The sequence below is a fragment of the Rhodococcus xishaensis genome (genome assembly GCF_004011825.1).
GTDB lineage: Bacteria > Actinomycetota > Actinomycetes > Mycobacteriales > Mycobacteriaceae > Prescottella > Prescottella xishaensis.
In genome coordinates, this window is the sequence record NZ_RKLO01000002.1 from 579,161 (window position 1) to 604,873 (window position 25,713).

Annotated in this window: 25 protein-coding genes; 12 read left to right on the forward strand and 13 right to left on the reverse strand. The window is 67.2% G+C overall.

The window, feature by feature from the left end; genetic code table 11:
- Positions 1 to 129: 129 nt before the first annotated feature.
- Positions 130 to 573 carry a hypothetical protein gene (locus tag EGT50_RS06965; RefSeq protein ID WP_235870616.1) on the forward strand — a complete coding sequence of 148 codons (444 nt, stop codon included), beginning with the start codon at positions 130 to 132 and terminating at the stop codon, positions 571 to 573.
- Positions 574 to 621: 48 nt separating this feature from the next.
- Here the strand turns inward: EGT50_RS06965 and EGT50_RS06970 are convergent, their stop codons facing one another.
- From EGT50_RS06970 to EGT50_RS06995, 5 genes are all read right to left on the reverse strand, one after another.
- Positions 622 to 1,617 carry an AurF N-oxygenase family protein gene (locus EGT50_RS06970; protein ID WP_127951932.1) on the reverse strand — a complete coding sequence of 332 codons (996 nt, stop codon included), beginning with the start codon at positions 1,615 to 1,617 and terminating at the stop codon, positions 622 to 624.
- A complete protein-coding gene (locus EGT50_RS06975) occupies positions 1,614 to 2,531 on the reverse strand; it encodes a prephenate dehydrogenase dimerization domain-containing protein (protein ID WP_328590638.1) in 918 nt (305 codons plus the stop codon). The genes EGT50_RS06970 and EGT50_RS06975 overlap by 4 nt, the downstream gene beginning before the upstream one ends.
- Complete coding sequence (gene pabB, locus EGT50_RS06985; protein ID WP_235870617.1) at positions 2,528 to 4,879, reverse strand: aminodeoxychorismate synthase component I; 2,352 nt, start codon at positions 4,877 to 4,879, stop codon at positions 2,528 to 2,530. The genes EGT50_RS06975 and pabB overlap by 4 nt, the downstream gene beginning before the upstream one ends.
- A gap of 6 nt (positions 4,880 to 4,885) precedes the next feature.
- Complete coding sequence (locus EGT50_RS06990; RefSeq protein ID WP_127951934.1) at positions 4,886 to 5,257, reverse strand: chorismate mutase family protein; 372 nt, start codon at positions 5,255 to 5,257, stop codon at positions 4,886 to 4,888.
- A gap of 595 nt (positions 5,258 to 5,852) precedes the next feature.
- On the reverse strand, positions 5,853 to 6,191 hold the full coding sequence (locus tag EGT50_RS06995) for an RNA polymerase-binding protein RbpA (RefSeq protein ID WP_127951936.1): 339 nt from the start codon (positions 6,189 to 6,191) through the stop codon (positions 5,853 to 5,855).
- A gap of 205 nt (positions 6,192 to 6,396) precedes the next feature.
- On the opposite strand from EGT50_RS06995, the gene EGT50_RS07000 reads away from it, so the two are divergent.
- From EGT50_RS07000 to EGT50_RS07015, 4 genes are all read left to right on the forward strand, one after another.
- Positions 6,397 to 6,729 carry a hypothetical protein gene (locus EGT50_RS07000; RefSeq protein WP_127951938.1) on the forward strand — a complete coding sequence of 111 codons (333 nt, stop codon included), beginning with the start codon at positions 6,397 to 6,399 and terminating at the stop codon, positions 6,727 to 6,729.
- 114 nt (positions 6,730 to 6,843) lie between these two features.
- A complete protein-coding gene (locus EGT50_RS07005; protein WP_127951940.1) occupies positions 6,844 to 7,014 on the forward strand; it encodes a zinc transporter permease in 171 nt (56 codons plus the stop codon).
- A 74-nt stretch (positions 7,015 to 7,088) separates the two neighbouring features.
- The gene (locus tag EGT50_RS07010; RefSeq protein WP_235870618.1) at positions 7,089 to 8,501 is read left to right on the forward strand and encodes a bifunctional aminoglycoside phosphotransferase/ATP-binding protein; all 1,413 of its coding nucleotides are present in this window, start codon (positions 7,089 to 7,091) and stop codon (positions 8,499 to 8,501) included.
- A gap of 97 nt (positions 8,502 to 8,598) precedes the next feature.
- On the forward strand, positions 8,599 to 11,214 hold the full coding sequence (locus EGT50_RS07015; protein ID WP_127951944.1) for a cation-translocating P-type ATPase: 2,616 nt from the start codon (positions 8,599 to 8,601) through the stop codon (positions 11,212 to 11,214).
- A gap of 50 nt (positions 11,215 to 11,264) precedes the next feature.
- On the opposite strand, the gene EGT50_RS07020 is transcribed toward EGT50_RS07015, so the two are convergent.
- Positions 11,265 to 12,440, reverse strand: coding sequence for an NAD(P)/FAD-dependent oxidoreductase (locus EGT50_RS07020; protein ID WP_127951946.1), 1,176 nt, complete (start codon positions 12,438 to 12,440; stop codon positions 11,265 to 11,267).
- Between the two features lie 146 nt (positions 12,441 to 12,586).
- On the opposite strand from EGT50_RS07020, the gene EGT50_RS07025 reads away from it, so the two are divergent.
- On the forward strand, positions 12,587 to 13,252 hold the full coding sequence (locus EGT50_RS07025) for an ArsR/SmtB family transcription factor (RefSeq protein ID WP_127952306.1): 666 nt from the start codon (positions 12,587 to 12,589) through the stop codon (positions 13,250 to 13,252).
- A 72-nt stretch (positions 13,253 to 13,324) separates the two neighbouring features.
- Here EGT50_RS07025 and EGT50_RS07030 read toward each other — a convergent pair whose 3' ends face one another.
- Positions 13,325 to 13,978, reverse strand: a complete 654-nt coding sequence (locus EGT50_RS07030) for a response regulator transcription factor (RefSeq protein ID WP_127951948.1) — start codon at positions 13,976 to 13,978, stop codon at positions 13,325 to 13,327.
- Between the two features lie 192 nt (positions 13,979 to 14,170).
- On the opposite strand from EGT50_RS07030, the gene EGT50_RS07035 reads away from it, so the two are divergent.
- Complete coding sequence (locus tag EGT50_RS07035; RefSeq protein ID WP_127951950.1) at positions 14,171 to 15,061, forward strand: universal stress protein; 891 nt, start codon at positions 14,171 to 14,173, stop codon at positions 15,059 to 15,061.
- A gap of 38 nt (positions 15,062 to 15,099) precedes the next feature.
- Positions 15,100 to 15,252 carry a hypothetical protein gene (locus EGT50_RS16975; RefSeq protein ID WP_164873354.1) on the forward strand — a complete coding sequence of 51 codons (153 nt, stop codon included), beginning with the start codon at positions 15,100 to 15,102 and terminating at the stop codon, positions 15,250 to 15,252.
- Between the two features lie 36 nt (positions 15,253 to 15,288).
- On the opposite strand, the gene EGT50_RS07040 is transcribed toward EGT50_RS16975, so the two are convergent.
- Positions 15,289 to 15,867: a CBS domain-containing protein gene (locus EGT50_RS07040; protein WP_127951952.1), complete on the reverse strand. Its 579-nt coding sequence runs from the start codon at positions 15,865 to 15,867 to the stop codon at positions 15,289 to 15,291.
- Positions 15,868 to 16,193: 326 nt separating this feature from the next.
- On the opposite strand from EGT50_RS07040, the gene ppsA reads away from it, so the two are divergent.
- From ppsA to EGT50_RS07055, 3 genes are read left to right on the forward strand one after another with little or no spacing between them, the layout of a single operon-like run.
- Positions 16,194 to 18,506 carry a phosphoenolpyruvate synthase gene (ppsA, locus tag EGT50_RS07045; RefSeq protein ID WP_127951955.1) on the forward strand — a complete coding sequence of 771 codons (2,313 nt, stop codon included), beginning with the start codon at positions 16,194 to 16,196 and terminating at the stop codon, positions 18,504 to 18,506.
- A gap of 5 nt (positions 18,507 to 18,511) precedes the next feature.
- The gene (locus EGT50_RS07050) at positions 18,512 to 18,931 is read left to right on the forward strand and encodes a CBS domain-containing protein (protein ID WP_127951957.1); all 420 of its coding nucleotides are present in this window, start codon (positions 18,512 to 18,514) and stop codon (positions 18,929 to 18,931) included.
- Between the two features lie 5 nt (positions 18,932 to 18,936).
- Positions 18,937 to 19,818 (forward strand): universal stress protein, encoded by an 882-nt coding sequence (locus tag EGT50_RS07055; protein ID WP_127951959.1) that lies wholly within the window; start codon positions 18,937 to 18,939, stop codon positions 19,816 to 19,818.
- 6 nt (positions 19,819 to 19,824) lie between these two features.
- Here the strand turns inward: EGT50_RS07055 and EGT50_RS07060 are convergent, their stop codons facing one another.
- Both EGT50_RS07060 and EGT50_RS07065 read right to left on the reverse strand, forming a co-directional pair.
- The gene (locus tag EGT50_RS07060) at positions 19,825 to 20,244 is read right to left on the reverse strand and encodes an Hsp20/alpha crystallin family protein (RefSeq protein ID WP_127951961.1); all 420 of its coding nucleotides are present in this window, start codon (positions 20,242 to 20,244) and stop codon (positions 19,825 to 19,827) included.
- Between the two features lie 169 nt (positions 20,245 to 20,413).
- Positions 20,414 to 21,361, reverse strand: a complete 948-nt coding sequence (locus EGT50_RS07065) for a helix-turn-helix transcriptional regulator (protein ID WP_127951963.1) — start codon at positions 21,359 to 21,361, stop codon at positions 20,414 to 20,416.
- A gap of 207 nt (positions 21,362 to 21,568) precedes the next feature.
- Between EGT50_RS07065 and EGT50_RS07070 the strand changes: the two genes are divergently transcribed.
- Positions 21,569 to 22,513 carry an alpha/beta fold hydrolase gene (locus EGT50_RS07070; RefSeq protein ID WP_127951965.1) on the forward strand — a complete coding sequence of 315 codons (945 nt, stop codon included), beginning with the start codon at positions 21,569 to 21,571 and terminating at the stop codon, positions 22,511 to 22,513.
- Positions 22,514 to 22,671: 158 nt separating this feature from the next.
- Here EGT50_RS07070 and EGT50_RS07075 read toward each other — a convergent pair whose 3' ends face one another.
- The 3 genes from EGT50_RS07075 to EGT50_RS07085 all read right to left on the reverse strand — a co-directional run bounded on the left by EGT50_RS07075 (position 22,672) and on the right by EGT50_RS07085 (position 25,702).
- Positions 22,672 to 24,375 (reverse strand): GAF domain-containing sensor histidine kinase, encoded by a 1,704-nt coding sequence (locus EGT50_RS07075; RefSeq protein WP_206615761.1) that lies wholly within the window; start codon positions 24,373 to 24,375, stop codon positions 22,672 to 22,674.
- A gap of 146 nt (positions 24,376 to 24,521) precedes the next feature.
- On the reverse strand, positions 24,522 to 25,013 hold the full coding sequence (locus EGT50_RS07080; protein ID WP_127951967.1) for a hotdog fold domain-containing protein: 492 nt from the start codon (positions 25,011 to 25,013) through the stop codon (positions 24,522 to 24,524).
- 26 nt (positions 25,014 to 25,039) lie between these two features.
- Positions 25,040 to 25,702 (reverse strand): enoyl-CoA hydratase-related protein, encoded by a 663-nt coding sequence (locus EGT50_RS07085; protein ID WP_127951969.1) that lies wholly within the window; start codon positions 25,700 to 25,702, stop codon positions 25,040 to 25,042.
- Positions 25,703 to 25,713: the final 11 nt, after the last annotated feature.

Consider the following 25,713-nt stretch of genomic DNA (forward strand, 5'->3'; position numbering starts at 1 on the left):
GCCGAAAAGGTGCATGTCACACGAAATTCGGCAACGCGACGGGTGGCGACCGATCCTCAGCGGGAAGAGCGTGCCAGGGTCTAGCGTCGAATCAGGGACTGCCGACCCTCTCACGGTTTGGAGAGCTCCATGAAACTGCTCAGGGCTTCCGCTGCGTCCGTTCTCCTCGTCGTCTCACTCGGGATCGCCGCCGGTACCGCCCAAGCCGCGCCGACGCCAGGCGCCGGGCAGGTCGGCTACTCGACCGACTCCGCCGTCACCGGCACGGAACTGACACCGGCCCCGACCTCGACAGGGAATCCTCTCGATCACCCCGTGGTGGACAAGCAGACTGCGCAGGACAACCTGATGCGCGAGATCGAAATCGGCTGGGCGAACGGTGGCGCGACGTCGGCCCTGATCGGGACGGTCATCGGTTTCGCGGTCGGCTGCATCTCCATCTTCCCGGCGTTCATCGTCGGCTGCGCCGTCGGCGCGGGAGTCGGTGCCGCGATCGGTGCCGTGAACGGAATCACGGCCGCCAACCCCAACGCCGAGCCCGCGTTCTACGAATGGCTCAACGCCGCACCCTGACACTGAAGTGTGACGGCCCGGCACGATCGGTGCGAGGTACCCTGCGGGTCACCACTCGTAGGGAACCTCGTCGCGCACACCGAGGTCGTCGCACAGCCGTCGGATCGCACTGCAGTCCTGGACCAGCTTCCGACGATCGGAGTCGTGCGCGGCGTCGGACACCATCTCGTCACCGTGGCGGACGCCCTCGGCCTCCATCACGGCCGACCATGTCCGGTAGTCGTTGGACTCGAACGCCTGGAGTCCGGCGGCGAATCCCGACAACAGCATCCGTCGGTCGTCGGTCCCTAGATGCTCGTACACGATCTTCAACAGTTCGCAGGTGATCGATGAGTGGCAGGACTCGTCGCGCCGATGGAGCTTGACCGTGGCCCGGTTGACCGGCTGGAGGTCGTCGTCATCGGTCATCAAACCCAGATACGAGCTGATCGACGTCTCGGCCACCGTCGTGTAGGCCAGGCTCACGAGCGCCGACTCTCGTGGGCTCTCGGCGCCGGCGACGGCCGCGTGATGGTGTCGGACGGTCGGGCCGTACGGTAGACGGCTCTCGGGCAGATGCCACCCGCGCCGACGGCGGGTGAGCGCGCTCGCGTTCAGGTGCATCAACGTGTGGTACTGCTCGTCGACCATCGCCTGCAGCGTCGCCACCGTCAGGACGTCGCCGAGGCCGGTGCCGAACGCATCCTGCGACAGCAACCGGAATCCCGGGTTGACGACGTATTGCTCGACATCCATCACGTTCTTGTTGTAGGCGATCCACGCCCAGGCCAGGATCCGGCGGCGGGTAGGTTCGTCGAGTCGCCGGAAGCGGTCGTCGTCGTGGAACGGGATCAGCTGTATCGGATAGTCGTCCTTGTCGGCGTCGAACAGCCCGTCGATGTCCGGTTCCGGGCGCTTGACGGTGGCCCGGTGCGGCCAACTGTCAGCGAGTGTGCTGATAATCGCGCTCTCGACCGGGTCGGACGGATCGAACGGGGGCAGGGACGGCAGGCGCAGCAGCGTTTCGTGGTCGGCGGCCGCGTCGCCGAATGGATTGTCGGTCACGGCGGTCCTCCCTCCGTCGGATCCTCCCGCAGCTGCCCGAAGATCTCGGCGCACGTCTCCCGGTAGCGCTCCACCCGGTCGCCGAGCGGCCGGACGGCGTCGGCCATGAGGGTCGCGAACGTCTGCTCGTCACCGTGCTCGACGGTCTCGGACAGCCGAGCAAGTCCTGCCGCCAACGCCTTCCGAGCGTCAGCGGCGCCTGGATTGCCCGCCTGAATGTCATGGTAGACCTCGGGAAGACCCGAGGCGATGCGGGAGAGCAGTGCCGACAGGACCGTGTGCGGAGGGGGAGCGGTCGCCGCCAAGACGTCGGGGTTGGTTCCCGATTCGGCCAGGGCCAGCCCGAAGGCCAGTATCGCGGCGTGGGTCAGTGCCTGTGTGGCCGCGCTGACCCGATCGTGTTCGGCGGCGTCGAGACGCACGATCCGCCCGCCCCACCCGACGACCTCGCCGAGGAATCGTTCGACCGCCGGCCCGCCTTGGTGGGTGACCGTAGCCACCGGCCGCCCGGCCATCCCGAGCGGGGGCGCGAACATCGGGTTGATCCCCACCGCGGGACGCTTCACGGGGCTGTCGCACACCGCCCGGTGGATGCGGGTCTTCACCGACAGTGTCTCCACCAGCAGCGCACCACGCCGCATGATGTGGTCGAGAACGGGCACCGCGGCGAGCGCCACGGCCTCAGGGACCGCGAGGACGACGGTGTCGGCGGCGGCGAGGGCCGCACGCATCTGCGCGGAGGGAGTGACGACATCGCCTGCCAGCACCGCGCGACCGTCTACTGGGCCGATCCGGTCGATCACCGTGACCGTGTCGCCGCCCGACCGCGCCAGGTCCACCAGCATCGCGCCGACCGCACCCGCCCCGCCGACGACCACCATCGCGTCGGTGACCGGGTCCGCTCGTGCTGTCACCGATCACCGTCCCTAGCCGAAACCTCGCCCACGACCTGGTCGTTCGAGGTCACCGGAGCTCCGTCGGTCGAGGCCGCCCCAGCCCCGTCGTTCGAGGTCACCGGAGCTCCGTCGGTCGAGGCCGCCCCGGCCCCGTCGTTCGAGGTCACCGGAACTCCGTCCGGCGAGGTCACCGGAGCTCCGTCCGGCGAGGTCACCGGAGCTCCGTCGGTCGAGGCCGCCCCAGCCCCGTCGTTAGAGGCCGCCCCAGCCCCGTCGTTCGAGGTCGCCGCGACGCCGTCGCTGGAGGTCACCGAGAGGCAGCGCCGCATCGTGACGGCCTTGACCATCGTCTCCTCGAGTTCCTCCTCCGGGTCGGACAGGGCCACGATCGCGCCACCGACCCCGAACGTCACTTGGTCCTCCGTCGCGACCATCGTGCGGATGACGATCGAGAAATCGGCGGTGCCGTTGATCGAGAAATACCCGATGGCACCGGAGTACACGCCCCGGGGCCCCTCCTCGAGCTTGTCGATGATCTCCATCGTCCGCAGCTTCGGCGCACCGGTCATCGAACCGCCGGGAAATGCGGCACGCACGCAGTCGACGGTGGAGACGTCGTCGCGTAGGGTTCCGCGCACTGTCGAGACCAGTTGATGAACCGGTGCGTACGTCTCGACGTCGAACAGCTTGGGGACGTGCACCGAGCCCGGCACGCAGACGCGCGACAGGTCGTTGCGGACCAGATCGACGATCATCAGGTTCTCCGCGCGGTCCTTCTCGCTATCGAGCAGATCCTGGCGCAGCGCCTCGTCCTCGGCGGGCCTCGAGTGCCGCGGACGGGTGCCCTTGATCGGCTTGGATTCGACTACACGGTCAGCACTGATCCGCAGGAAGCGCTCGGGCGACGCACTGAGCACGGACAACCCCGAGAACTTCAGCAACGCGCTGTACGGGGTGGGGCTGATCTCGCGCAGCGTCTCGTAACTGCGCACAGGATCGATCGTCCGGTCGACCGTCGCCGCGTTCGTCAGGCACACTTCGTAGGACTCGCCCGAGCGGATCTCCTCGAGGCACTGCCCGATGAGCGCGAGGTATTCGTCGTTGCTGTGGCGGAGTCGGGGTTTGGTGTCGTCCTCGAGTTTCACCAGGGGGTGCGGTGGCGGTGATTCCACGGCCTCATCGAGTTCGTGGATCCGGGCCTCGATGTGCGCGAACCATTCCGGCACTCGAGGATCGTCCGGGTCCTCGCTCAACGCCAGCAGGTAGCAGGTTCCTGCCACGTGGTCGATCACCACTGCGCGGTCGGCGAACACGAAGGCCGCGTCAGAGGTTGGTGATGTGTGAACCAACTGGCTACCGACGTCGGCCTTGAGTTCGTATCCGAGGTATCCGATGTAACCGAGGCCGAATGCGAACGGCAGTTCCGGTGACGGGGCAACCGCCCGCTCCTTCAGCTGTTCGTCGATGTACTCGAAGATCCGCTGGTGAATCCGCTCGGCTGGGCGACCCGCACGGCGGACGCACACGCTGGTCTCGGCGACTCTGTACGTGATGGACTCCGCCAGCGGCCCGGAGCAGTCGCCCATCACCGAGAAGCGAGACTCTGGTTCGATCGCGGCGCTACCGTCCAGCCAGAAGCTGTCCGGACCGTCGGCGAACAGGTGTCCGTAGACCGATGCCGGATCGACCGCACGGTCGATGCGCCTGCTGTGCACGACATACTTCGGCCTCCCACCCTGACTGTCCGATGACTGCCGGGCAGGTTCGGGGCGTGTGGTCGGGCCGGAACGTGTCGGTGTCAGATCCCGGAAGTTGCCGAGCAACTCCCGACCGTACTGCGTGCAGATCGACTCGGGATGGAACTGAACGCCCCACAACGGGTGCCGACGATGTTTCGCGGCCATGAGGAGCCCGTCGTCGGTCCATGCCTGGGCCTCGAGCTCAGGCGGAACATCCTCGACGATCAGGGAGTGATAGCGCACCGCCCGGAACGGCGACGGAATCCCTGAAAAAATCCCGGTCCCGATGTGGTGGATATCCGACAGCCTCCCGTGCATCGGCACCGGGGCCAAGCCCACAAAGCTGCCGAACAAGTGACACAGCCCCTGATGTCCTAGACACACCCCGAGCACCGGGATCTGCCGGTTCGCGATCGCCCGCGCACTGATCCCGAAGTCGCGCTTGCGGTCCGGTCGGCCCGGACCGGGGGAGATGACGATGTTGTCGAACTCGTCCAGGGGCACCGACGCCCAGTCGGTGTCGTTCTTCACGACCACCGGCGGACGACCGTTCACCTCCGACAACAGGCTGTACAGGTTGTAGGTGAATGAGTCGTAGTTGTCGATCAACAGTGTTCGGGTCGACATGAGCTATCAGCCCGGTGTTCGCGAGGGGCCACCGTTCGACCCGATGATGGCGTCCTCGATCCGACACGTCTCGCTGATCACCACGTTGTACAGCTCTCGCAGGAAATCTGCCGACAACCCGTTCTCACGGGCGTACTGCTCTGCGCGGGCGTGGACCAGGCCCACTCGCTGCGGCTGCATCATGGGGATGCGTTGACCTCGCTTGAACTCCGCGATCCGAACACACACATCGATGCGGGCCCGGATGTCCTCGAGCAGTCGTGCGTCGATCACGTCCAGTTCGGACCGCAAGTGCGCAAGACTCGGCTGGTCAGCCGGATCGGTTTCCGCGGCGAGTCCTGCGGTATCGGCCCTTGTGGGGCCCTTGGTGTCGTCCATGCGCCACCTCGCCTTATATCTTCCGGATCGGCTCGGCACGTCCGTCCAACCCTGTGAACCGTCGCGCCGGCCGTGTCCGCCAAGCTGCATCAGTTCCTTTCATGATGTCACGGGTAAGTAGTCGTGGCGAATCCCTGGCGAATCCGGAAATCGGATACACGATGCTCGTAAAGTCCTAGTGACAGACCGATTACGACCGGTGTCGATGTGTCCGGATTCAGTTGCGCCACAGCCGATCGTGAGGTAGGCGTAGTGAATCGCCCCGGGCAACGAAGACGTTCGCGCGAACGGGCCGAATGTCCTCGGCCAGCGCATTGTTTGAGTCGCTGTCCGGTCACATCCGGGTGGGCTCGGCACGAGAATGCGAGTTATTGCGCGCAATCGCATCGAATGCACCGTTCGACGTGATCGCACGATTCGTGAATCGTGCGGTCAGTGGAATGTCGACCAGCGGGATGTCACTGATGTACCTGAGGGGTAGCAGCGATTTTCACCGGCAGCTAACGCGTGCCCCGCGTCCCTCAGCGCGGAGACAGTTCGGCGCCGCCACGGGGGACCGTGGCGGCGCCGAACCTGAGAATCGAGCGGGCGGCTGTTACGCGCCGCGACGCTTGGCCTTGAGCAGGTCCAACCGCTCCTTGAGCAGTTCGTCGAGTTCCTCGATGGACCGACGCTCGAGCAGCATGTCCCAGTGGGTGCGCGGCGGCTTGGCCTTCTTCGCCTCGGGCGCGCTGCCCTCGAGCAGGCTGCCCTCGAGGCCGTTCTTGCACAGCCAGGTGCCGGGGATCTCGGCGTCGTCGGCGAACGGGACGTCGAACTCCTCCCCGTTGTCACACCGATACCGGGCGATGCGGCGGGGAGCCAGGTCGTGGTCGCGATCGGTCTCGTAGCTCACCGCTCCGAGTCGACTGCCTCGAAGTACGCGATCTGCCATGGTGTGTCCTCTCTTGGTTCGTCACCTATTGGTGTTCGTCACCTATTGGTGTTCGTCACCGCGCCAGCTCGCCTGCGACGGCGCACCGAGCGTTCACAACCATCTACAACGTGCCGGAATCCGGATTCGTTCCCGGAACTGCCATGGATGCGGCCGCACCATGGTACCGGGACGGACCCGGCTGCCCCGCGTATGGTGCTCAACCATGACAGCTGCCTCCCGCAAGCCCGTGTCATGTTTGTGGTGCGGCCGGGAGCTCGCCCCGGCCGGGACGGGCCGCCGTCGTCGCTACTGCCGTCAGGCCTGCCGCCAGCGCGCATACGAACAACGCAACGCGGTGAAGGGAACCTCGATTCCGGCCGACGCCGTCGTCCTGACAGCGGACGCGGCCTCCGCATTGACGGACCGGATCTTCGAGCTGCGCTGCGCCGCCGAGGACGTCGCCAGCGCGGTCGCCGAGGACGCCGACCGTAGTGTGCTCACCGCGCTCGCCGATCGACTGGTCGCGCTGGCCCGCGACGCCGAGCGCTTCCGCTGACCACGTTGTGTGAGCGGCCGCCACGTCCGTGAAGATCGAGAATCTCTACCACCGTGCCCCCGGCGGGGCTAGCGTGGACGACGAGAGGGTGGAGGCGACCGAGAGGAAGAGGCCATGACCGCGTCCGCGCACCGTCCACACGATCCGTCTGATCACCCGCACGTCCACGGCAAGAACTGCGGACACGAGACGATTCAGCACGGTGACCACGTCGATTACCTTCACGACGGCCACCGGCATGCGGAGCACGAGGGGCACTACGACGAGCACGGCAAGGTCGACTGAGGTCGTTGTCCTCAGACTCGTCGGGGTGGTCAAGCGATCAGCCGTTCGCTGCCCTGCACGAGACCCATGCGGGGGTGGTGATCCTTCTAGGTAATCGTGCGTACAAGGCGAAGAAGCCTGTCCGCACCGAGTTCCTCGACTTCGGGACCTTGCAGGCCCGCCGGGCTGTGTGTGCCCACGAGCTCGAACTGAATCGGCGACTCGCACCTGACGTGTATCTCGGGCTCATCGAACTGGGCGACCCCGGCGGGGCCGAGGGGGAGCCGCTCGTGGTGATGCGGCGGATGCCCGAGAGTGCGCGGCTGTCGACGATCGTTCAGGGCACGGATACCGACGACTGGATCGGTGCGATCGCTGACCTGGTCGCGGGGTTCCATGCGGGCGCGCAGCGTGCGGCCCACATCTCCGCCGAGGGCACTGCCGCGGCCGTCCAATGGCGATGGCAGGCCAATATCCGTGAAATGCGGGATCTCGACCAGTCGGTCGTCGACGACGGCCGCGTGGCGGCACTCGAGCAGGTCGTCCTGCGGTATCTCGACGGCCGCGAGCGTCTGTTCACTGAACGCATCGACGGTGGCCACCTAGTCGACGGTCACGGCGACCTGCTCGCAGACGACATCTTCTGCCTCCCTGACGGCCCCCGAATCCTGGACTGCCTCGACTTCGACGACCGCCTCCGCTACCTGGACGTGATCGACGATATTTCCTGTCTGGCAATGGATCTCGAGTTCCTGGGTCGACCCGATCTGGCCGGGTTGCTCTTCGAGCGTTACACGGCGGCCGCCACCGACACCGCCCCGAGTTCACTGCGGCACCACTACGTCGCCTACCGCTCCTTCATGCGCGCGAAGGTCGACTGCATCCGCCTCCTGCAGGGACGGGCGGCATCCGCGGACGACGCGGTTCGGCACACCGCGATCGCGGAGGACCACCTGAACCGCGGTGCGGTGCGGCTCGGCCTCGTCGGCGGGCTTCCCGCTACCGGCAAGTCGACCCTCGCAGGCGCGCTCGCCGACGCGGTCGACGCCACGCTCGTGTCGAGCGATGCCGTCCGGCGGGAACTGTTCGCGGACGAACGCTCCAGCGTCCCGGACCCCGGGTTCGGCCGCGGCCGGTACTCGCCGGACGCCACCGCTCGGGTGTACGAGACGTTGCTCGATCGCGCCCAAGGGGACCTGGAACGTGGGATGTCCGTTGTCCTGGACGCATCGTGGACGGATCGGCGATGGCGCGAGCGTGCCGCCGAGGTGGCCGCTGCGGCCCTCGCGGACCTCGTACCGCTGCGGTGCACCGCTCCACCGGTGACGACCGAACGCAGGCTGCGCGCCCGGCTCGATGGCGGCGACCACGACTCGGAGGCCACCCCCGACATCGCCCGCGCCATGGCACTCGAAGCGGATGCCTGGCCGGAGTCCATCGAGATCGACACCGCACGACCAGCGGATCAGTCACTGTCGACGGCGGTCGACCACTGGTGGTCGACGTGAGGACCTAGTTCCCTACCCGTACCCTCCCCACACCGGCAGGCTCACTCCGGGGCGATCGTTCTTCCGACGAGTCGGGTGGGAGCGGTGGGAGCGCACGATGGCAAGGGTGTCGACGGACGAACTCGGAGCGGCCGCGAGCGCCGGTTCGGCCGGGCTGACCTCGGATACGGCGGCCGAACGGCTACGCGTCGACGGCCCGAACCTGCTACCGACGACGCGTCCGGCGCCCGCATGGCGAAAGCTCGCGGCCGAACTGACCCACTTCTTCGCCCTCATGCTCTGGGTCGCCGCCGCCCTCGCACTGGTAGCCGACATGCCGCAACTGACGGTCGCGATCGTCGTGGTGATCTTGGTGAACGGCCTTTTCGCGTTCGTCCAGGAAGAACGGGCCGAGAAGGCATCCGCCCGGCTGCGCGACCTGCTGCCGGCGACGGTGACCGTCCGGCGTAGCGGTGAACTCCGCACGATTGACGCCGCCGACGTGGTCGTCGGCGACGTCCTGGTGATCGCCGGCGGCGATCGGGTTCCCGCCGACGGCACGCTGACGGTCATCCATGACCTCGCGGTCGACGAATCGACCTTGACCGGGGAGAGCGAACCGATACACAAGAAGCCCGGCGAGTCCGTGTGGGCCGGCACCTACGCGATCGGCGGACAGGGTGAGGCGATCGCGGTCGCAACGGCCGCCGACACCAGGCTTGCCGGGATCGCCGCCCTCACTGCCGGCGTGCGCCGACCGCGGAGCCCGCTGGCCGCCGAACTGCATCGCGTCGTTCGCGCGATCGCCGTTCTCGCGGCCGCCGTCGGTGGCGCCTTCTTCGGGCTGTCCCTGCTCATCGGGTCACCCGCCCACGAAGGGTTCGTGCTGGCCCTGGGCGTGACCGTGGCGCTGGTCCCGGAGGGGCTGCTTCCCACGGTGACCCTCTCGCTGGCGATGGGCGCTCAGCGAATGTCGCACCGGCAAGCCCTCGTGCGACACCTCGAGGCGGTCGAGAATCTCGGGTCCACGACGGTGATCTGCACCGACAAGACCGGCACCCTCACACAGAACCGGATGACCGTCACCGAGGCCTGGACCCCGGCGGGCACCGTGACCGCGGTCGGGGAGGGATACGAGCCCACCGGCCGCGTCGACGGGACGGACTCCGCTCTCGCCGCGGCCGGGCATCTGGGCCAGGTGGCGGTGGCGGCGTCACAGGGCGGCATCGTGTTCCAGAACGGCGCCTGGTCGGCCGTCGGCGATCCGATGGAAGCCGCCCTCGACGCCTTCGCCCGTCGCACAGTGGGACTCACCGACCCGCACCGGCCCCTGCCGGGTCGACGCTTCGCGTTCGATCCCCAGCGGCGCCGCGAGTCGGCGATCACCGGCAGCACCCTCATGCTCAAGGGTGCGCCGGATTCCGTACTGCCGCTGTGCACGTCCCCCGGGGCCCCGGTTCTCGCCGCGGCCCACCGCGCCGTCGACGACATGGCCGGCCGTGGTCTGCGGGTGCTCGCGGCCGCCACCCGAGACCTCCCCGACGCGGCCGGTCCCGTGGAACGGGTGGAGCAGAACCTGACGCTCGTCGGCCTGTTCGGTATCGAGGACCCGCCCCGTCCCACTGTCGCCGCGGCACTCGAAGCGGCACGGCGCGCCCACATCAGGGTCGTCATGCTTACCGGCGATCACCCGGCGACGGCTGTCGCCGTTGCACGCGAGATCGGCCTTGTGGGAGACGAATCGAGGACGCTCGTTGCCGAGGGCGACGACCTCCCCGAACACGACGACGCGCTCGGCGAGCTCCTCGACCGGGACGGCGTGCTCGTCAGCAGGGTCTCGCCCGAACAGAAGCTCGCGGTCGCGCGGGCCCTGCAGGCCCGCGGGCACGTCGTCGCGATGACCGGTGACGGGGTCAACGACGGCCCCGCATTGCGGGAGGCGGACATCGGTGTGGCCATGGGACGCGGCGGTACCGACGTCGCGCGGGAAGCGGCAGACCTCGTGCTACTGGACGACGACTTCTCCACGATCGTCGCCGCCGTCGAACAGGGCCGCGCCACCTACGCCAACATTCGACGATTCCTCACCTACCACCTCACGTCCAACGTCGCAGAACTCACACCCTTCGTGGTCTGGGCCATGTCCGGCAGTCGGATTCCGCTCGCGATCGGCGTCCTGCAGGTGCTGTGCATCGACATTGTCACCGACCTGCTGCCCGCACTCGCCCTCGGTGGTGAGCCGCCGGGCAAGGGTGTGATGGATCGTCGTCCCGAGCGTCGGCATTTGCTTGACCGCAACCTCCTGGCACGGGTATTCGGCGTACTCGGGCCGGTCGAGGCGGCGGCCGCGATGACCGCGTTTCTCGTGGTGCTCTGGATCTCCGGATGGCGTGTCGGTACCGATCCGCCGACCGGAGCGGCACTGGTGACCGCATCCGGCTCGGCGTTCACCGCCATCATCCTCGGCCAGATCGCGAACGCCTTCGCGTGCCGCAGCGCGACCCGGCCGGTGTGGCAGCTCGGCTGGCGGACCAACCCGCTGCTGTTGTGGGCGGTCACTGTGGAGACTGCGATCCTGGTGATGCTGCTGACGATCGGCCCGCTGGCGGCGCTGCTCGGTCAGTCGCCGCCATCGATCGCGGGCTGGGCGATCGCGGCCGCCGGGATGCCCGCGCTGCTCGGTGCCGACTACATGTACAAGAGTCTGCGCGGGCGGCAACGGCCCGGTCCCTGACGGTGCCGCCGAAGCACCATGGCGTTGAAGCTCAGCCGCATCGCGGCGGATCAAGAGGAAACGTTCCAGCGAGCCAACCAGTCTCGCTCCTGCTGCTCCTTCTCGGCGTGGTAGGCGGTGGACGGCTCGCGCAGCGTGACCTGCGGTGCAGGCGCGGTCAGGAAGTTGCCCTCGCCCTTCGCCGCCATCCCTCCGCCGAGTTCCACATAGCACGCGCCGTCACCGGTGAATCTGGTGTCGGCGGCACCGTAGCCGAGGTATCGGGCGACCTGGTGTGCGGCGACCTCACCCTCGGCTTCGGCGAACACCGCCGCCTTCGGCAGTGGTTTGCCGTTCGGCAGCAGCAACGCGGTGCTGTCCCCGACCGCGAACACCCCAGGCGCGGTGGTCGCCAGACTTGCCGGGTCGACGGGGATCCAGCCCCCGGGGCCGAGGCCGGTCGAGGCCACCGCTGCGCCCGGAGCATGCGGTGGCACGACAGCCAAGAGGTCGAAGGATTCGGTGCTCCCGTCAGCGAAGTAGACCGTTCGCATCTGCGGGTCGACGCTGGTAGCGGACTTGCTGCCATGGAATCCGATGCCCTGCGCGTCCATCATGCTCACCAGTGCGTTGCCGACGGCGGGTCCGGCCACCGGCATCGGCAGCGGGTCCGGGGTGAAAGCGTCCACCCGTACCGCGCCGCTGGTGAAGCGCTCGCCGAGCTGGTCCCCGATGAGGAACGCGGCTTCGAACGGTGCGGCCGGGCACTTGAACGGCACGGCCGCCACCAGCACCATGATCCGGCCCGATTCCAGCGCGCCGACGCGACGGTGAAGATCCGCGGCGCCCTCCACGGTGTAGAACTGGCCTGCGACCTCCGCGTCGAGCGCCTGCCGCAGACCTGGCAGCCGCGAGACGTCCAAGCCCGCGCCCAGCGCGACGACCAGCGCGTCATAGCCGATCGGCCCTGCCGGACCGCACTCCACGGTCCGTGTCTCGAGGTCGACGCTCGTGACTTCACTGGTGATCATGTCCACGCCAGGCAGCGTGGCCGCCGTGGGGCGGACGGCGACCTGATCGGGGGTGCGCCAGCCGCGCAGAACCCACAGCAGTGACAGGCCGAGACTGCCGGTGAAGGAGCGATCGATCAGCACGATCCGATCCTGGGCGGGTAGCGCTTTGCGAAGTTCGGCGGCGGCGGTCAGCCCGCCCACGCCAGCACCGAGAACGACAACAGTCTTGCTCATGAGCTTCTCGTTTCCTCGCTCCCACCTGTCGACCCGCGGGGGAGGCGGCGGGGCGTGAATAGACTCGCGGTTTGCGGCGCTGCACCAAGGAGCAGCTGCACTAAGGAATAATGGAACTGTATTCCAAGGAATATTGGAGACGCAAGGTGGGAGAGTTGTCGGATCGCAAAGCGGCCCTGTTCGACCAGATTGCCCGCGTAGGCAAGGCGCTGGGCAATGGCCGCCGTCTGCAGATCCTCGAGGTCCTCGCCCAAGGTGAGCGCACCGTCGAGGCCATCGCGACCGCGACCGGGATGAACCTGACCACCGCGTCAGCCAACCTGCAGACACTCAAGGCGGGCGGCCTGGTCGCAGCCCGCCGCGACGGCACCCGCCAGTACTACCGTCTCGCCGGAACCGACGTCGCTCACCTGTTCGCCCTGGTGCAGGCTGTCGGCGAGGCGCACGTGGCCGACGTCGCCCGTGCCGCCTCCCAGGTCCTCGGCTCGCCCGACGATGCCATCACCCGCGACGAACTCATCCGCCGACGCGATGCCGGCGAGATCACCTTGGTCGACGTCCGACCGCACGAGGAGTATGTGGCCGGACACATCCCCGGCGCGATCAACATCCCGGTCACCGAACTCGCCGACCGCCTCGCCGAACTTCCCGCCGGCCGTGACATCGTCGCCTACTGCCGGGGAACGCTCTGTGTCATGGCCCCCGACGCGGTCCGTATCGGCCGAGCCGCCGGCTGCGACGTGAAACGTCTGGACGAAGGAATGCTCGAGTGGGCTCTCGCGGGTCTGCCGGTGGACACTCGATCGGCCTGATTCTGCCTTCGCACCACTGACACCCGAAGCCGCTGCCGGCCAAAGGGGTTAGTCATGTCGGCGAAGTGGTTCTCAGCGGTTGCCCGCGGGACCGCCTCGAGGAGCATCCGGGGCGGCGCCCACCCGTGCCGCCAGGACCGCAGCCTGGGTACGGCGCTCGACCCCCAGCTTGGCAAGCAGCCGAGAGACATAGTTCTTCACCGTCTTCTCCGCCAGGAACATCCGTGCCGCGATCTGCCGGTTGGTCAGTCCCTCACCCAGCAGCGCGAGCAGGCGCTGCTCCTGGGCGGTGAGGTTCTCCGGGAACGGGTCACGTCGACGCTGTGGCCGCGGCGCCGGCTCCGCCGGCAGTGGAAGCGTGTGGCCTGCGCCGACCGCACGCACCGCCTCGACCAGCTGCATGCCGCGAATGTCCTTGACGAGATAGCCCTTCGCACCCGCCGCCGCGGCGTCCCGCATCGCGCGTTCATCGCGAAACGAGGTCACGATCAGGCAGCGCAGGTCGGGCATACGGGTGCGGAGTTGGCGGCACACGTCGATGCCGCTGCCGTCGGGCAGGCGTACGTCGAGGAGCACCACGTCGGGGCGGAGCACCGGAATCCGTGACAGGGCCTGCGCGCGGTTCTCGGCCTGGCCGACCACCTGCATATCGTCGTCCGCGTCGACCAGTTCGGCGAGACCGCGGCGGACCACCTCGTGATCGTCGACGAGGAACACTGTCAGCATCTCGGCATCTCCTGAGCGCGTACCACCCGATCGTACGACGATTCGATCCCCGCCCGGGGTCTTCCGGCCCTACCCGCAGCCCTCGGGCCCGGCGACGATGGTGACACTCACAATCAGTGCCACCCGAGATCGGTGTCACCCGAGATCGGTGCCACTCGAGGTCAGTGTCACTCCAGATCAGGGAGGGTCCGCGTGGACATTGTCGAGTCGAAGGCCCCGGTCGTAGTCGGGATCGATGGTTCGGCCACATCGTTCGCCGCGGTGAGCTGGGCGGCCCGCGAATCTCGGCTACACGGGTGTTCCCTGCGGATCGTCTCGGCGCTGGGCGCGCCCACCCCGTACGGGGACGGGATCCGGTTGCCACACAGCTACTTTGCCGATCGTGACCGGGCGGTGCACGCCAACCTCGAGGAGGCCGCCGCGATCGCCCGCACCACCGACACCGAGTCCAGCATCACCGACATCACCACCGACGTCCTCGACGGCCCAGCCCGGCCCGCACTGATCGAGGTGTCGAAGTCGGCCCGCATGATCGTCGTCGGAAGCCGTGGCCTGGGGCAGGTAACCGCGGTGCTCGCCGGATCCGTCGCCACGGCACTGGCCGCCCACGCCAACTGCCCGGTCGTCGTGATCCGGGAGCAACCGGGGCAGAGCTCCGGACCGGGCGTGATCGTCGTCGGAGTCGACGGCACCGAGAACAGCAAGCCCGCGCTGGACGCGGCGTTCGACGAGGCCTCTCTGCGCGGCGCCCGCCTTGTCGCCGTCCACACGTGGTCGGCGTTCGACCTGTCGACGGCGTTCGACGACCAACTCGACCTGCCCTGGGACGAAGTCGAGGTCGCCGAGCAGGTAGTCCTTGCCGAGAGCCTGGCCGGTTCGGCCGAACGCCACCCGGACACGGAAGTGACGCGCGTCGTCGTCCGTGGCAGTTCCGCGGACGCACTTCGTACCCGCGCGGCCGACGCTGAGCTGCTGGTCGTCGGCACCCACGGACGAGGGGGATTCGCCGGCATGCTCCTGGGCTCGACGAGCGCGGCGTTGCTTCACACAGCGAGCTGTCCGCTCATGATCGTCCGGTCATGAGCGAACCCAGCCGAGAAGTCCCCAGCCGAGGAGTCACTGTGGACACGCCCGACGAGCGGATCTTCCTCGTCGCCGGATCGTCGGTTCTCGTGACGGACGCGATCGCATACGCCTATCTGCGGTGCCGTCCGTGCGTGGTCCTTTCCGACGTTTTCCCGGATCTTCCTCACAAACGCGAACAAACGCGGTGACCGCCCCCGGTCGGCGCACGCCGCCTTGGCCGCAGCTCACGGGGACCGCGCGCTGCGCACCGCGGTGACGCCGGGGACCGATGCGGCCAGCGCCTCCGCTACCCGGCGCTCGCTGTCGTCGAGATAGTCGCCGCCAAGCGACACGACGCCATCCTCGACCGTCACCGTCCACCGGTGCGCGCCGCCGTACACCTCGAGACGATGACGCACTTCCCGGTCGATGTTGTGATCGTCCTGTGCGAGCGCCTCGACGAGATCTCGGCGGCTCACGATCCCGATCACCGCGGCTTCGTCGACGATCGGGATGCTGTGCAACCTGGACTTGAGCATCGCCGACGCGAGGGCGCTGATGTCGACGTCCTGGCTCATCGCCACCACCGGGCTCGTCATCACCTCTCCGACGGTCCGCTCCGCGCTTCGTGCTCCCTCTGGGCCGGACACGAATTCGCCTTGCAACAAATCGCTTTCGGAAACGATGCCGACCAGACGGTCCTCGTGGTCTACCACCGGCAGCGTGGTGTATCCATGCCGACTCAGCAACCGGATCCCCTGCTCGACAGTGGTGCCGGTGCTCACGGTCGTCACCGGACTGCTCATCACGTGCCGGGCTCGCATCTCGCTGCTCCCTCCGAACTCACGCCTCCCACACCTCTTCGATCGAGCGTCGACTCGCCACCGGCGACGCACCGCCAGTGGCGACCGCGTGCCGGATCTGCGCGATTCCCGGGCCGCCCACCATTCACCAAGTCTTGCCGCGGCCGATCCGCCGCGGCAAGGGCCGTAGTGCTCTCACCGAGCGGCGCGCAGAGTGCCCTCGGCGGGCGGTAGAAGGCATGGGGTGGGACCGATGACCTTGTGCCCTGTAGAGGCCGCGATGGCCGGTGTTTCCTGGAAGCAGCAGCTCGTACTCATCACGTCCGTACTCGTATTGAGGAGCGGAGATGGCAGCTGAGTCGGCCCCCACGGGGCAAAGGTGGACCACATCGATCGACCACCTCGGCCCCGCGGACGCACCGTCGGTCGGAGGCAAGGCCGCCAACCTCGGGGAACTCGCCGGTGCTCGGTTCCCGGTGCCCCCAGCGTTCGCGGTCTCCGAACGGGCCTACCTAGCGGCGATGGACGCAGCCGGTATCCGCAAGGACCTCGCCGACCGGGGCGCCGCATGCCGGTCGGCCGACGACACCTTGCTCACCCGCGAGTCCCGCGCGTTGCAGACACTCGTCCGCGAGGTGACCCTGCCCGACGACCTGCGGGCCCAGATCTGCCGCGCGTACCGGGACCTGGGCCCGGACGTACCGGTCGCTGTGCGGTCCTCGGCACCGGCCGAGGACGCCGCCGACACATCCTTCGCTGGCATTCACGAGAGCTACACCGATGTCGTCGGGGAGGACGCCCTGATCGACGCGGTCCGGAACTGCTGGGCATCATTGTGGACACCCCGTGCACTCACCTACCGCATCCTCCGCGGCTACGAGGAAGAGCCCTCCATCGCCGTGGTGGTCCAGCGCATGGTCCGCTCCGACTGCTCCGGAGTCGTGTTCACCGCCGACCCCCGCACCGGGGCTCGCGACCGGATCGTCATCGAAGCAGCGCTCGGTCTCGGTGAGGTCGTCGTCGGCGGCCAGGTCGAACCCGACACCTACGTCGTGTCCAAGGACGACTTCACCCTCATCGACAAACACATCGGGAACCAGTCGTTCGCGATCCGGCCCGGCCGGGACGGCGACCAACGCGTGAACCTCACGTCTGCCGAAGGCACACGGCAGGTGCTCGACACCGCACAGGTGCAGGAGATCGCGAAACTCGCAGCGGCAGTGGAGGAGCACTACGGTGCACCGCAGGATCTCGAGTTCGCGATCGAGGACCGACACCTCTGGCTCGTCCAGACCCGCCCGATCACCACCCTCGGCGCCACAGACACCGGAGCCGCCGGCGACGAAACCCGTGACACCGCCGAACCACTGGTTCAAGGGCTCGGCGCCGGGCCCGGGACCGCAACCGGCACTGCACGTGTGCTCTCCACCCTCGAGGACTCCGGCCGACTCCAGGACGGCGACATCCTCGTTGCCCCGATGACCCGTCCAGATTGGCTGCCCGTGCTGCGCCGGGCCGCCGCGATCGTCACCGACGGTGGGGGAGTGACGTGCCATGCGGCGATCGTCGGCCGTGAACTCGGCCGGCCCGTCGTCGTCGGCACCCACGACGCCACCAACGTCATCGAGGACGGCTCCCGGATCACCGTCGACGGCAGCAGCGGGACCGTGTTCGCCGGAACCGTGACCCCGGCCGCGAAACCGTCCGTCAGGCAACGGCCGGCGCAGCTGCAGGTGGCCGCCGAGACCACGGCCACGACGCTGTACGTCAACCTCGCGACCCCCGACGCCGCCGAATCCGTCGCCGCCACCGACGTCGACGGCGTCGGACTTCTCCGCGCCGAGTTCATGATTACCGGTGCACTCGGCGGCGCACATCCCGCGGCGATGATCGCGGCCGGGCGCCGCAAGGAGTACGTCGACGACATGACAGCCGGCGTCGAACACATCGCCGCCGCTTTCGCACCCCGGCCCGTCGTCTACCGGGCCGTGGACCTGCGTTCGAACGAGTTCGCTGCACTCGAGGGCGGTGACGTCGAGCCGGACGAGGACAACCCGATGATCGGGTACCGCGGCTGCTTCCGGTACGTGCGTGAGCCAGAACTGTTCTCGCTCGACCTCGACGTGCTGCACCGGGTCCGGCAGCGACTACCGAACGTGCACCTGATGATTCCGTTCGTCCGCACCCGCTGGGAACTCGCCGAATGCCTTGACCAGCTCGACCACCATCCTCTCGGCGCAGACCGCGGCATGCACCGGTGGATCATGGCAGAGGTCCCGTCGGTGGCCTACTGGATCCCCGCCTACGCACAGCTCGGCATCGACGGAGTTTCCATCGGCAGCAACGACCTGACCCAGTTGACGCTCGGCGTCGACCGGGACTCCGGGGTGTGCAAAGACCTGTTCGACACGATGGACCCGGCCGTCCTCGACGCCATCGACCGCATCATCGATCGCGCCCACGACTGCGGACTGACGACTTCGCTGTGCGGCCAGGCGGTCTCCACCGACTCCCGGCTGGCCGAACACCTCGTGCGACGAGGCATCACCTCGGTGTCCGTGACCGCCGACTCCGCGGCCCGCACGCGGCGAATCATCGCCGCCGCCGAGCGACGGATCCTGCTCGACCACGCCCGCGCGTCGGCCCGAACGAAGGAGTGAATCCGGTGCGCGCCGGAGACATCATGACCACGAGGGTGGTCACCATCGACGAACACGCCACCCTCGCGTACGCAGCCCACCTGCTCGGCCCCGACCCGGAGTCCGCGCTGCACGTCGTAGACGCCTCCGGGCGCCTGGTCGGAATCGTCACCGCAACCCGCCTTCTCGACCGAATCTGCGCTCTACTCAACACCATCGATCTCGCAAGTTCCGGCTGGGACACCGTCTCCGACGCGATGACCACCCCAGTCCTGGCCGTCGGCGCCGACACCGACATCAGCCACATCGTGACGGCCCTGACCGACCGCGACACTCGCACCTACACCGTGCCTGTCGTCGACGGCTTCACCCCGATCGGCGCGGTCACGCGCCTCGACCTGGTGCGCGCGCTCTACGACCGAACCCCTCCACCGCCTCCGAGGTGATCCGCATGAGCACATCTCCGATCGTCGTCGGCGTGGACGGCTCGGCTGCATCCCGTGATGCAGTCCGCTGGGCGGCGCACGAGGCTCGACTACGCGGCGACACCCTTCTGCTCTTGACGAGCGTCAGCACCGGGGGCATCGGACCCGGTTCACCATTCACTGACGACCTGCGCATCGCGGGCGAACGCTGCATCGACGACGCGCGGCAGCTCGTGGCACTCGACAACGGCGGCCAGGTCGTCGACACGCGTAGCGAACTGTCCCCGCTGCCCGCCGTGCAAGCCCTCGTGGAGCACTCCGAGTCGGCACGCATGATCGTCTTGGGCACCCGCGGACTGGGCGAATTCACCAGCGGCCTTACCGGATCGGTCACATCCGCCGTCGCACGTCACGCCCGTTGCCCGGTCGTCGTGGTCCCCGGCTGGCCGAAACCCGGTGAACCGCCCCTCACCGGACCCGTCGTCGTCGGCGCCGACGGCTCCGAAGCGAGCGGGCCTGCCATCGCTGCCGCGTTCGAGGAGGCATCACTGCACGACGCGGATCTCGTCGCCCTCCACGCCTGGTCGGATCGGGACCTATCGATGCTGAACCCGTTCTCGCTGACCGATCCGCACCGCATCGAATGGCCGACCACAGAAGCGGCCGAACGAGCCGTCCTGTCCGAAAGCCTCGCCGGATGGCAGGAGAAGTACCCCGACGTCACCGTCCGCACGATCGTGGTGCAGGACCGCCCGGTGCACAACCTTCTCACCCACGGTGCCGGGGCCAGGCTCATCGTCGTCGGCAGCCGCGGCCGCGGCGGATTACCGGCCATGACCCTCGGCTCCACCAGCGCCGCGCTCCTGCATGCCGTCACGAACCCGCTGCTGGTGGTGCGATCCAAGTAGTACCCGTCAGTCTGCCGACTTGACATCGATGTGCTTGGCGCCGGCACCCTTCGCGGACATGCCGACCGTGACCTCGAGAATGCCCTTCGAGTAGTTCGCGTCGACCGCATCCTCGTCCGCGCCTGCGGGCAACGTCACCGCGCGGCTGAAGGACCCGTACGTAAACTCCGATCGCCCGCCCTCGGACTTCTCCTCGGTTCGCTCCGCCTCGATCGTCAACCGGCCGTCCTCGATGCTGACATTGATGTCCTCTGGATCCAGACCGGGAAGCTCGGCGCGCAGCGTGTACTTGTCGCTCTCGACGCGGTCCTCAACGCGGATCAGGTTGCCACCGAACGGTGGACGGAACCCCGTGACCGGGAACGCGTCGAACAGTTCGGTCAGGTCGGGCAGAACGGACCGGCGGCGAGCTGGAACGCTGGACATGACCACTCCTCACTGTCACGTAGCCGTGGAATCGGCTACACCCCCATTCGACGCCGGTCCAGCTGAACAGGGGAGGGCCGTTCGTCACACCACGCGGTACACGGGGTCGAGGAAGAACGGAAGGAATCTGGCGCAGGACACCGGCGAGCGGGTTTGCTAGGGGACGGTCTCAGCCGTATCGCTCGACGAGCGCGTTGCCGATCGAGGCCAGGTGGTCTCGCACACCCGGAGGGCCAGTAACCTCGAGCCATTCGACCATCCAGGCAAGCTCGCCGGCGAGTGCGTACTCGTTGCGGCCGCGGATCACGACCTCGATGCGGCCGTCGGTCGTGGAACCTCCCACCTGGAGCCGACCGCCGAGCGCCATCCGGAGCAGGCCTATCCCGTGGGGCTTGCATACCGCCTGGATCTCGAGGGGTGTTCGCCTACGGTCGACCTCGTCGGCGATCTCGCGCCAGCTCTCGGCAAGGTCGAAGTCGTCGGGTCGGTGCACGGGATCGTCAGTCGGGTCGGCGGACGACACGCGGTCGATCCGGAAGGTCCGCCGGCCGGCCTCGGTGTTGGAGACGAGGTACCACGACTGACCTTTGGCGACGATGCCCAGCGGGTGGACGGTTCTCTCGGTTTCGGTGCCTTTGCGGTCGACGTAGCCGAGCCGCACCTGGACGCCGCGGATCACCGCGTCTTGGAGTTCGTCGAGGAAGCGAGGTGGTCGGTGCTCGACCCGACTCGACCCCCATTGTTCTGGGTCGGTGACCAACGACGACGCTGCTGCCTCGGCCTGCACCCGGAAGGGCTCCGGCAGGGCATGGACGAGCTTGCGCAGAGCTGCTTTCACGGCCGGCGTCGCAGCCGAGGCCGGGCCGGCAACCAGGAACAGGGCGCGGGCCTCACCCGCGGTCAACCCGGACAGGTCGGTGCGGGCGCCGCCCACTAGGCGCCAGCCGCCTCCTCGGCCCTGCATGGAGTACAAGGGCACCCCGGCCATGGCCAGGGCGTCGAGGTCGCGGCGGGCGGTGCGCTCGGAGACCTCGAGCTCTCGGGCGACCTCTGGTGCTGTCACCTGCCCGCGCCGTTGCAGCAGCAGGAGGATTGCCACTAGCCGATCGGTTCGCACACCGACAACACTTTCACAAAAACCGGTCATGAGGTGACCGGTTTCGGCCGTCAAGATGGCCACATGACCTCACCGATGAGTCCCACTACCCACGATCGTGTCGTCCCTCTGCCTGCCAGGGGTGCGCCGACGCTGACTTCGGGCACCTTCGTCGCCTGATCACCCCGAACTCGCTTGATCACCCCGAAAAGATAGAAAGGAAACGCAATGTTTGATCCAACCGATTTTCCCGAGCCCACCCTGATCTCAGTCAACGGTGTGGAACTCGAAGTCTTCGAAGCGGGCCGGCAAAATACAGGAAACCCAATCGTGCTCTGTCACGGCTTTCCAGAGCATGCCTTTTCGTGGCGCCATCAGGTGCCTGCTCTTGCCGAAGCGGGCTACCACGTCATCGTCCCGAACCAGCGAGGTTATGGGAACTCATCCCGTCCGACCGAAGTAACAGACTATGACATCGAGCACTTGTCGGGTGACCTCATCGCACTTCTCGATCACTTCGGATACGACGACGCCACCTTTGTCGGCCACGATTGGGGTGCATTCGTCGTGTGGGGACTGACTTTGTTGCATCCGAGCCGGGTCAGCAAGGTGATAAACCTGAGCTTGCCTTACCAGGATCGCGGAGAAAGGCCCTGGATCGAGGTCATGGAGGACATGCTGGGCAGCGACTTCTACTTTGTCCACTTCAATCGACAGCCAGGCGTCGCGGACGCTGTATTCGAAGAGAATACATTCCAGTTCCTTCGCAACCTGTACCGGAAGAACGAGCCTCCCAGCGAGCCTCAGCCAGGTATGGCGTTGATCAATCTCGCCAAAGCAGAAACACCACTTGGTCAGCCTTTGATGGGCGACAGCGAACTGGCCGTTTTTGTCTCCGCGTTCGAAGCATCAGGGTTCACCGGCGGTATCAATTGGTATAGAAACCTCGACCGCAACTGGAACTTGCTGGCGGACGTGAACCCGATCATCCAGCAGCCCGCGCTCATGATGTATGGCGACCGGGATACGGTCGCGAAGTCCGAAAGACTGGCAGAGTTCGTGCCCAATGTGGAAGTGGTCAATCTGGATTGCGGTCATTGGATCCAACAAGAAAAGCCGGAAGAAACAAACCAAGCGATCTTGAAATGGCTGGAACAGCAGGATGCCACCTGATCCCGCGAGCGGTCCAAGGTTGGGCATGCCCTCCGGCTCGAACGGAACAAATCGACCGTAGTGCATACGAGTCCAGGCGGCGTGCCGGGAAAGTTCCCCCTCCCATGCACGCCGCCTGGTCACGACCATCAGCCCGTGGAGAGAGCCTCGGTCGCCGTTCAGCCAGCCACCGGAGCTGACCACAGGACCCGGGTTCCACCGCCCACCGTCGAATCGAACCTGAACGTCCCCCCGACCTCGTCGGCCCGTGCCGCCAGGTTCGCGAGCCCGCCATGTTCTGCCGGTTCGCTGACCCCGCACCCATCGTCCGCGATTTCCACCGCCACGCGATCGCCTACGTCGACGAAGACACGGATGCTCGCGGCGCCCGAGTGCCGGACCGCGTTGCTCACCGCCTCACGCACCACCGCCTCCGTGTGGTCGGCGAGAACCGGGGTCAGGTTGGCCACTCGCCCTCCGATCCGAATGTCCGTTTCGACGGGGGAGTTCGCCGTCAAGTCCGCCACCGCGCGACGCAGACGCTGTCTGAGGGGACGCGGCTCGCCACCGCCGTCGTGCAGGTCGAAGATCGTGGTCCGGATGTCGGCAATTACCTCTTGCAACTCGTCGATTGTCGCGTCCACGCGCGCCCGCAGCTCCGGCGACGTCAGACGGTCCACCGTGCCGTGCAGCGAGAGCCCGGCCGCGAACAGCCTCTGGATGACGTGATCGTGCAGATCCCGAGCGATCCGGTCACGGTCCGCGAGCAGGTGCAGTTCATGCTTCTCGCGTTGCGCGGCGGCAAACCGGAGCGCGAGGGCCGCCTGATCTGCGAACGAGGTCATCAACGCCAGCTGGTCGGAGTTGAAAGCCGAGCGCCCGCGTCGCCGCAAGGTCACAAGTACGCCCGTCACACCATCCCCGGCCCGCAGGGGAACGATCAACGCCGGCCCGAACGCGTCCAACGCGCGGTCGAACGGGGCATGTTCGAGCTGGTCGGAATTGGTGGGCGTGCGCATCCGGAAGACCCGCCCGGCACTCGAACGTGTGACCGGGAGGACGCTACCGACCGCGCGTGCAGACTCCGGACCCGAGGCGACGACGATCGTCAATTCGTCGATGTCCTCGAGCGGCGCGTCCGGATCGACGGGCATCGCCAGGAACGACTGGTCGGCGCCGGTCAGTTCGAGGGCCCGGTCGGCGACGACTTGCAGCGCGCGATCGAGATCACCGCCCGCCAGCAGTACGGTGCTGACGTCGTGCAACGCCTCGAGCCGACGCCGACGTGCCCGCGACTGGTCATAGAGGCGGGCGTTGTCGATCGCAATGCCGGCCGCGGACGCTAGTGCACGGACCAGGATCTCGTCGTCGGCAGTGAAGGTATCGCCGTCCGCCTTTTCCGTCAGGTACAGGGTCCCGAACACTCGTCCTCGTACGAGGATCGGGACGCCGAGGAACGTCCGCATCGCCGGATGCGCCTCCGGGAACCCCACCGACGCCGGATGCGCGTGCAGGTCGTCGAGTCGCAGGGGAACCGGATCGTCGAACACCAGGCCGAGGATCCCGCGGCCGTGCGGCAGTTCGCCGATGGCATCCGCCGTCGCCGGGTCGATGCCCTCATGTACGAACTGCGAGAACCGCCCCCCGGGGCACTCGGCGTCACGTACCCCGAGTGCCCCGTACCGCGCGCCGGTCAGCCGCCTTCCGGCTGCGACCACACGGCGCAACGTTTGGGGGAGATCCAGGTCGCCCGTCACCTCGAGCAAGGCCTGCACGAGCCCCTCGAGTTGATCCCGCGTACGACAGGACTCGACGATCAACTCGGGTCTGCCGAGTTGATCCGGAAGCTCCGGTTGGCTTCCCGGTCTCGGCCTGGGGGGCACAGCGTCATTGTTCCACGTAACCCGGGCGCCTTCGGCGCTGTCGGCAATGCTCCGGACAGAGCGGTCTGGTTTCGTGGCGTCACCGTGACGTTACAGGACCAACCTGTAGGGGGAATGTTGAAGAAAGACTGGTGAATCTCAGCGGTTCAGCGAGACTTCTTCGACACCTTCATGGTGATCCTTGCGGAGACGAATGTGTTTCCGTCGGCGTCGCGGACATCGACAGGAACCACGAGTTCGGTTGGCTCATCGCCGAATTCGGGGATCGAGTCGAGGCGGGCGGTCGCGTTGACCGCAGTGGTGGCCTTTGCCTTGTACTCCACCGTCATGCCGATCGGAATCCATCGATGAGTGGAGGGGATAGTGGCGTCGGTCATCAAGCCACCAGCGAGTTCGGCCATGTTGCACGAGGCGATGGCGTGGTAGGTGCCGAGATGGTTGCGCACGCCTCGTCGGTTGGGGGCGCTGACGCGGCACAGCCCGGGTCGCAGCTCATGGACCAGTGGGTGGATCGTCCGGAAGTATGGAGCCTTCAGGCACAGCGCCCGTGTGAAGATCCAGTTGCCGAAAGGCAAGCGCTGCAGTTTGTTCCAGATCCGGAGGTTCGCGCCGATGGGTGCGATGGTGGAAGTGGTCATGACGTCGGAATCCTGTCGGTGGTCGGTTACTGGTTGCGGCCCTGACGCAACGCGTCGGTGACCGAGCTGAACATTGTGGTCTTGATGGCTCCGAGGGTGCCGCGGTCCTTACCGGCGATCGGTGCCAAGCGATTGATCGCGGTAGCGACGACTTCACTCTCTGCGGCGGTACCGTCGATCAACCCTGCCTCCATCGCTTCGGCGGCCCCGTACCGATGTCCGGTGCTCATCGCGGTAATTGCTGTCTGCGGTGTGAGTTTCGCCTGAATGAGAGCCGCCATCCCCACTGTGAAGGGGATATTGATGTCCACTTCCGGGAAGCAGTAGTAGCCACGGTCCTCGCGCATGATCCGGTAGTCGTGCGCGATCGCCAACATGGCGCCGGCGCCGAAGGCGTGCCCGTTGACCGCTGCGATGGCGGGTAGCGGATAGGTCAAGATCCGGTTGAACAGCTCCTGGACTTGCTCCACATACCAGTCAGCTCGGCTGGCGTTGGCCATGAGCCAATCCAGGTCCAGTCCGTTGGAGTAGAACTTGCCGGAGCCCACGGTGATCAGGCCGCGTGCTTTCGTCTCGATCTCACCGAGGTGGGCGTTGACGGTGTCGATCCATTCGGGGGAGAAGCGGTTCTCGTCGTCGCCGAGATTCAGCACGGCGATCTCGTCCCGGTAGTCCAGGGTTGCAGTCATCGGTGGGTTCC

Excerpts from the sequence above, each read along its gene's own strand:
- EGT50_RS07030 (WP_127951948.1), bottom strand. The coding sequence starts at position 13,978 with ATGCTGACAGTGTTCCTCGTCGACGATCACGAGGTGGTCCGCCGCGGT.
- EGT50_RS07005 (WP_127951940.1), top strand. The coding sequence starts at position 6,844 with ATGACCGCGTCCGCGCACCGTCCACACGATCCGTCTGATCACCCGCAC.
- EGT50_RS07085 (WP_127951969.1), bottom strand. The coding sequence starts at position 25,702 with ATGACTGCAACCCTGGACTACCGGGACGAGATCGCCGTGCTGAATCTC.
- EGT50_RS06990 (WP_127951934.1), bottom strand. The coding sequence starts at position 5,257 with ATGGACGACACCAAGGGCCCCACAAGGGCCGATACCGCAGGACTCGCC.
- EGT50_RS06995 (WP_127951936.1), bottom strand. The coding sequence starts at position 6,191 with ATGGCAGATCGCGTACTTCGAGGCAGTCGACTCGGAGCGGTGAGCTAC.
- pabB (WP_235870617.1), bottom strand. The coding sequence starts at position 4,879 with ATGTCGACCCGAACACTGTTGATCGACAACTACGACTCATTCACCTAC.
- EGT50_RS07055 (WP_127951959.1), top strand. The coding sequence starts at position 18,937 with ATGAGCACATCTCCGATCGTCGTCGGCGTGGACGGCTCGGCTGCATCC.
- EGT50_RS07080 (WP_127951967.1), bottom strand. The coding sequence starts at position 25,013 with ATGACCACTTCCACCATCGCACCCATCGGCGCGAACCTCCGGATCTGG.
- EGT50_RS07060 (WP_127951961.1), bottom strand. The coding sequence starts at position 20,244 with ATGTCCAGCGTTCCAGCTCGCCGCCGGTCCGTTCTGCCCGACCTGACC.
- EGT50_RS07020 (WP_127951946.1), bottom strand. The coding sequence starts at position 12,440 with ATGAGCAAGACTGTTGTCGTTCTCGGTGCTGGCGTGGGCGGGCTGACC.
- EGT50_RS07000 (WP_127951938.1), top strand. The coding sequence starts at position 6,397 with ATGACAGCTGCCTCCCGCAAGCCCGTGTCATGTTTGTGGTGCGGCCGG.
- EGT50_RS07070 (WP_127951965.1), top strand. The coding sequence starts at position 21,569 with ATGTTTGATCCAACCGATTTTCCCGAGCCCACCCTGATCTCAGTCAAC.
- EGT50_RS06965 (WP_235870616.1), top strand. The coding sequence starts at position 130 with ATGAAACTGCTCAGGGCTTCCGCTGCGTCCGTTCTCCTCGTCGTCTCA.
- EGT50_RS07015 (WP_127951944.1), top strand. The coding sequence starts at position 8,599 with ATGGCAAGGGTGTCGACGGACGAACTCGGAGCGGCCGCGAGCGCCGGT.
- EGT50_RS07040 (WP_127951952.1), bottom strand. The coding sequence starts at position 15,867 with ATGCGAGCCCGGCACGTGATGAGCAGTCCGGTGACGACCGTGAGCACC.
- ppsA (WP_127951955.1), top strand. The coding sequence starts at position 16,194 with ATGGCAGCTGAGTCGGCCCCCACGGGGCAAAGGTGGACCACATCGATC.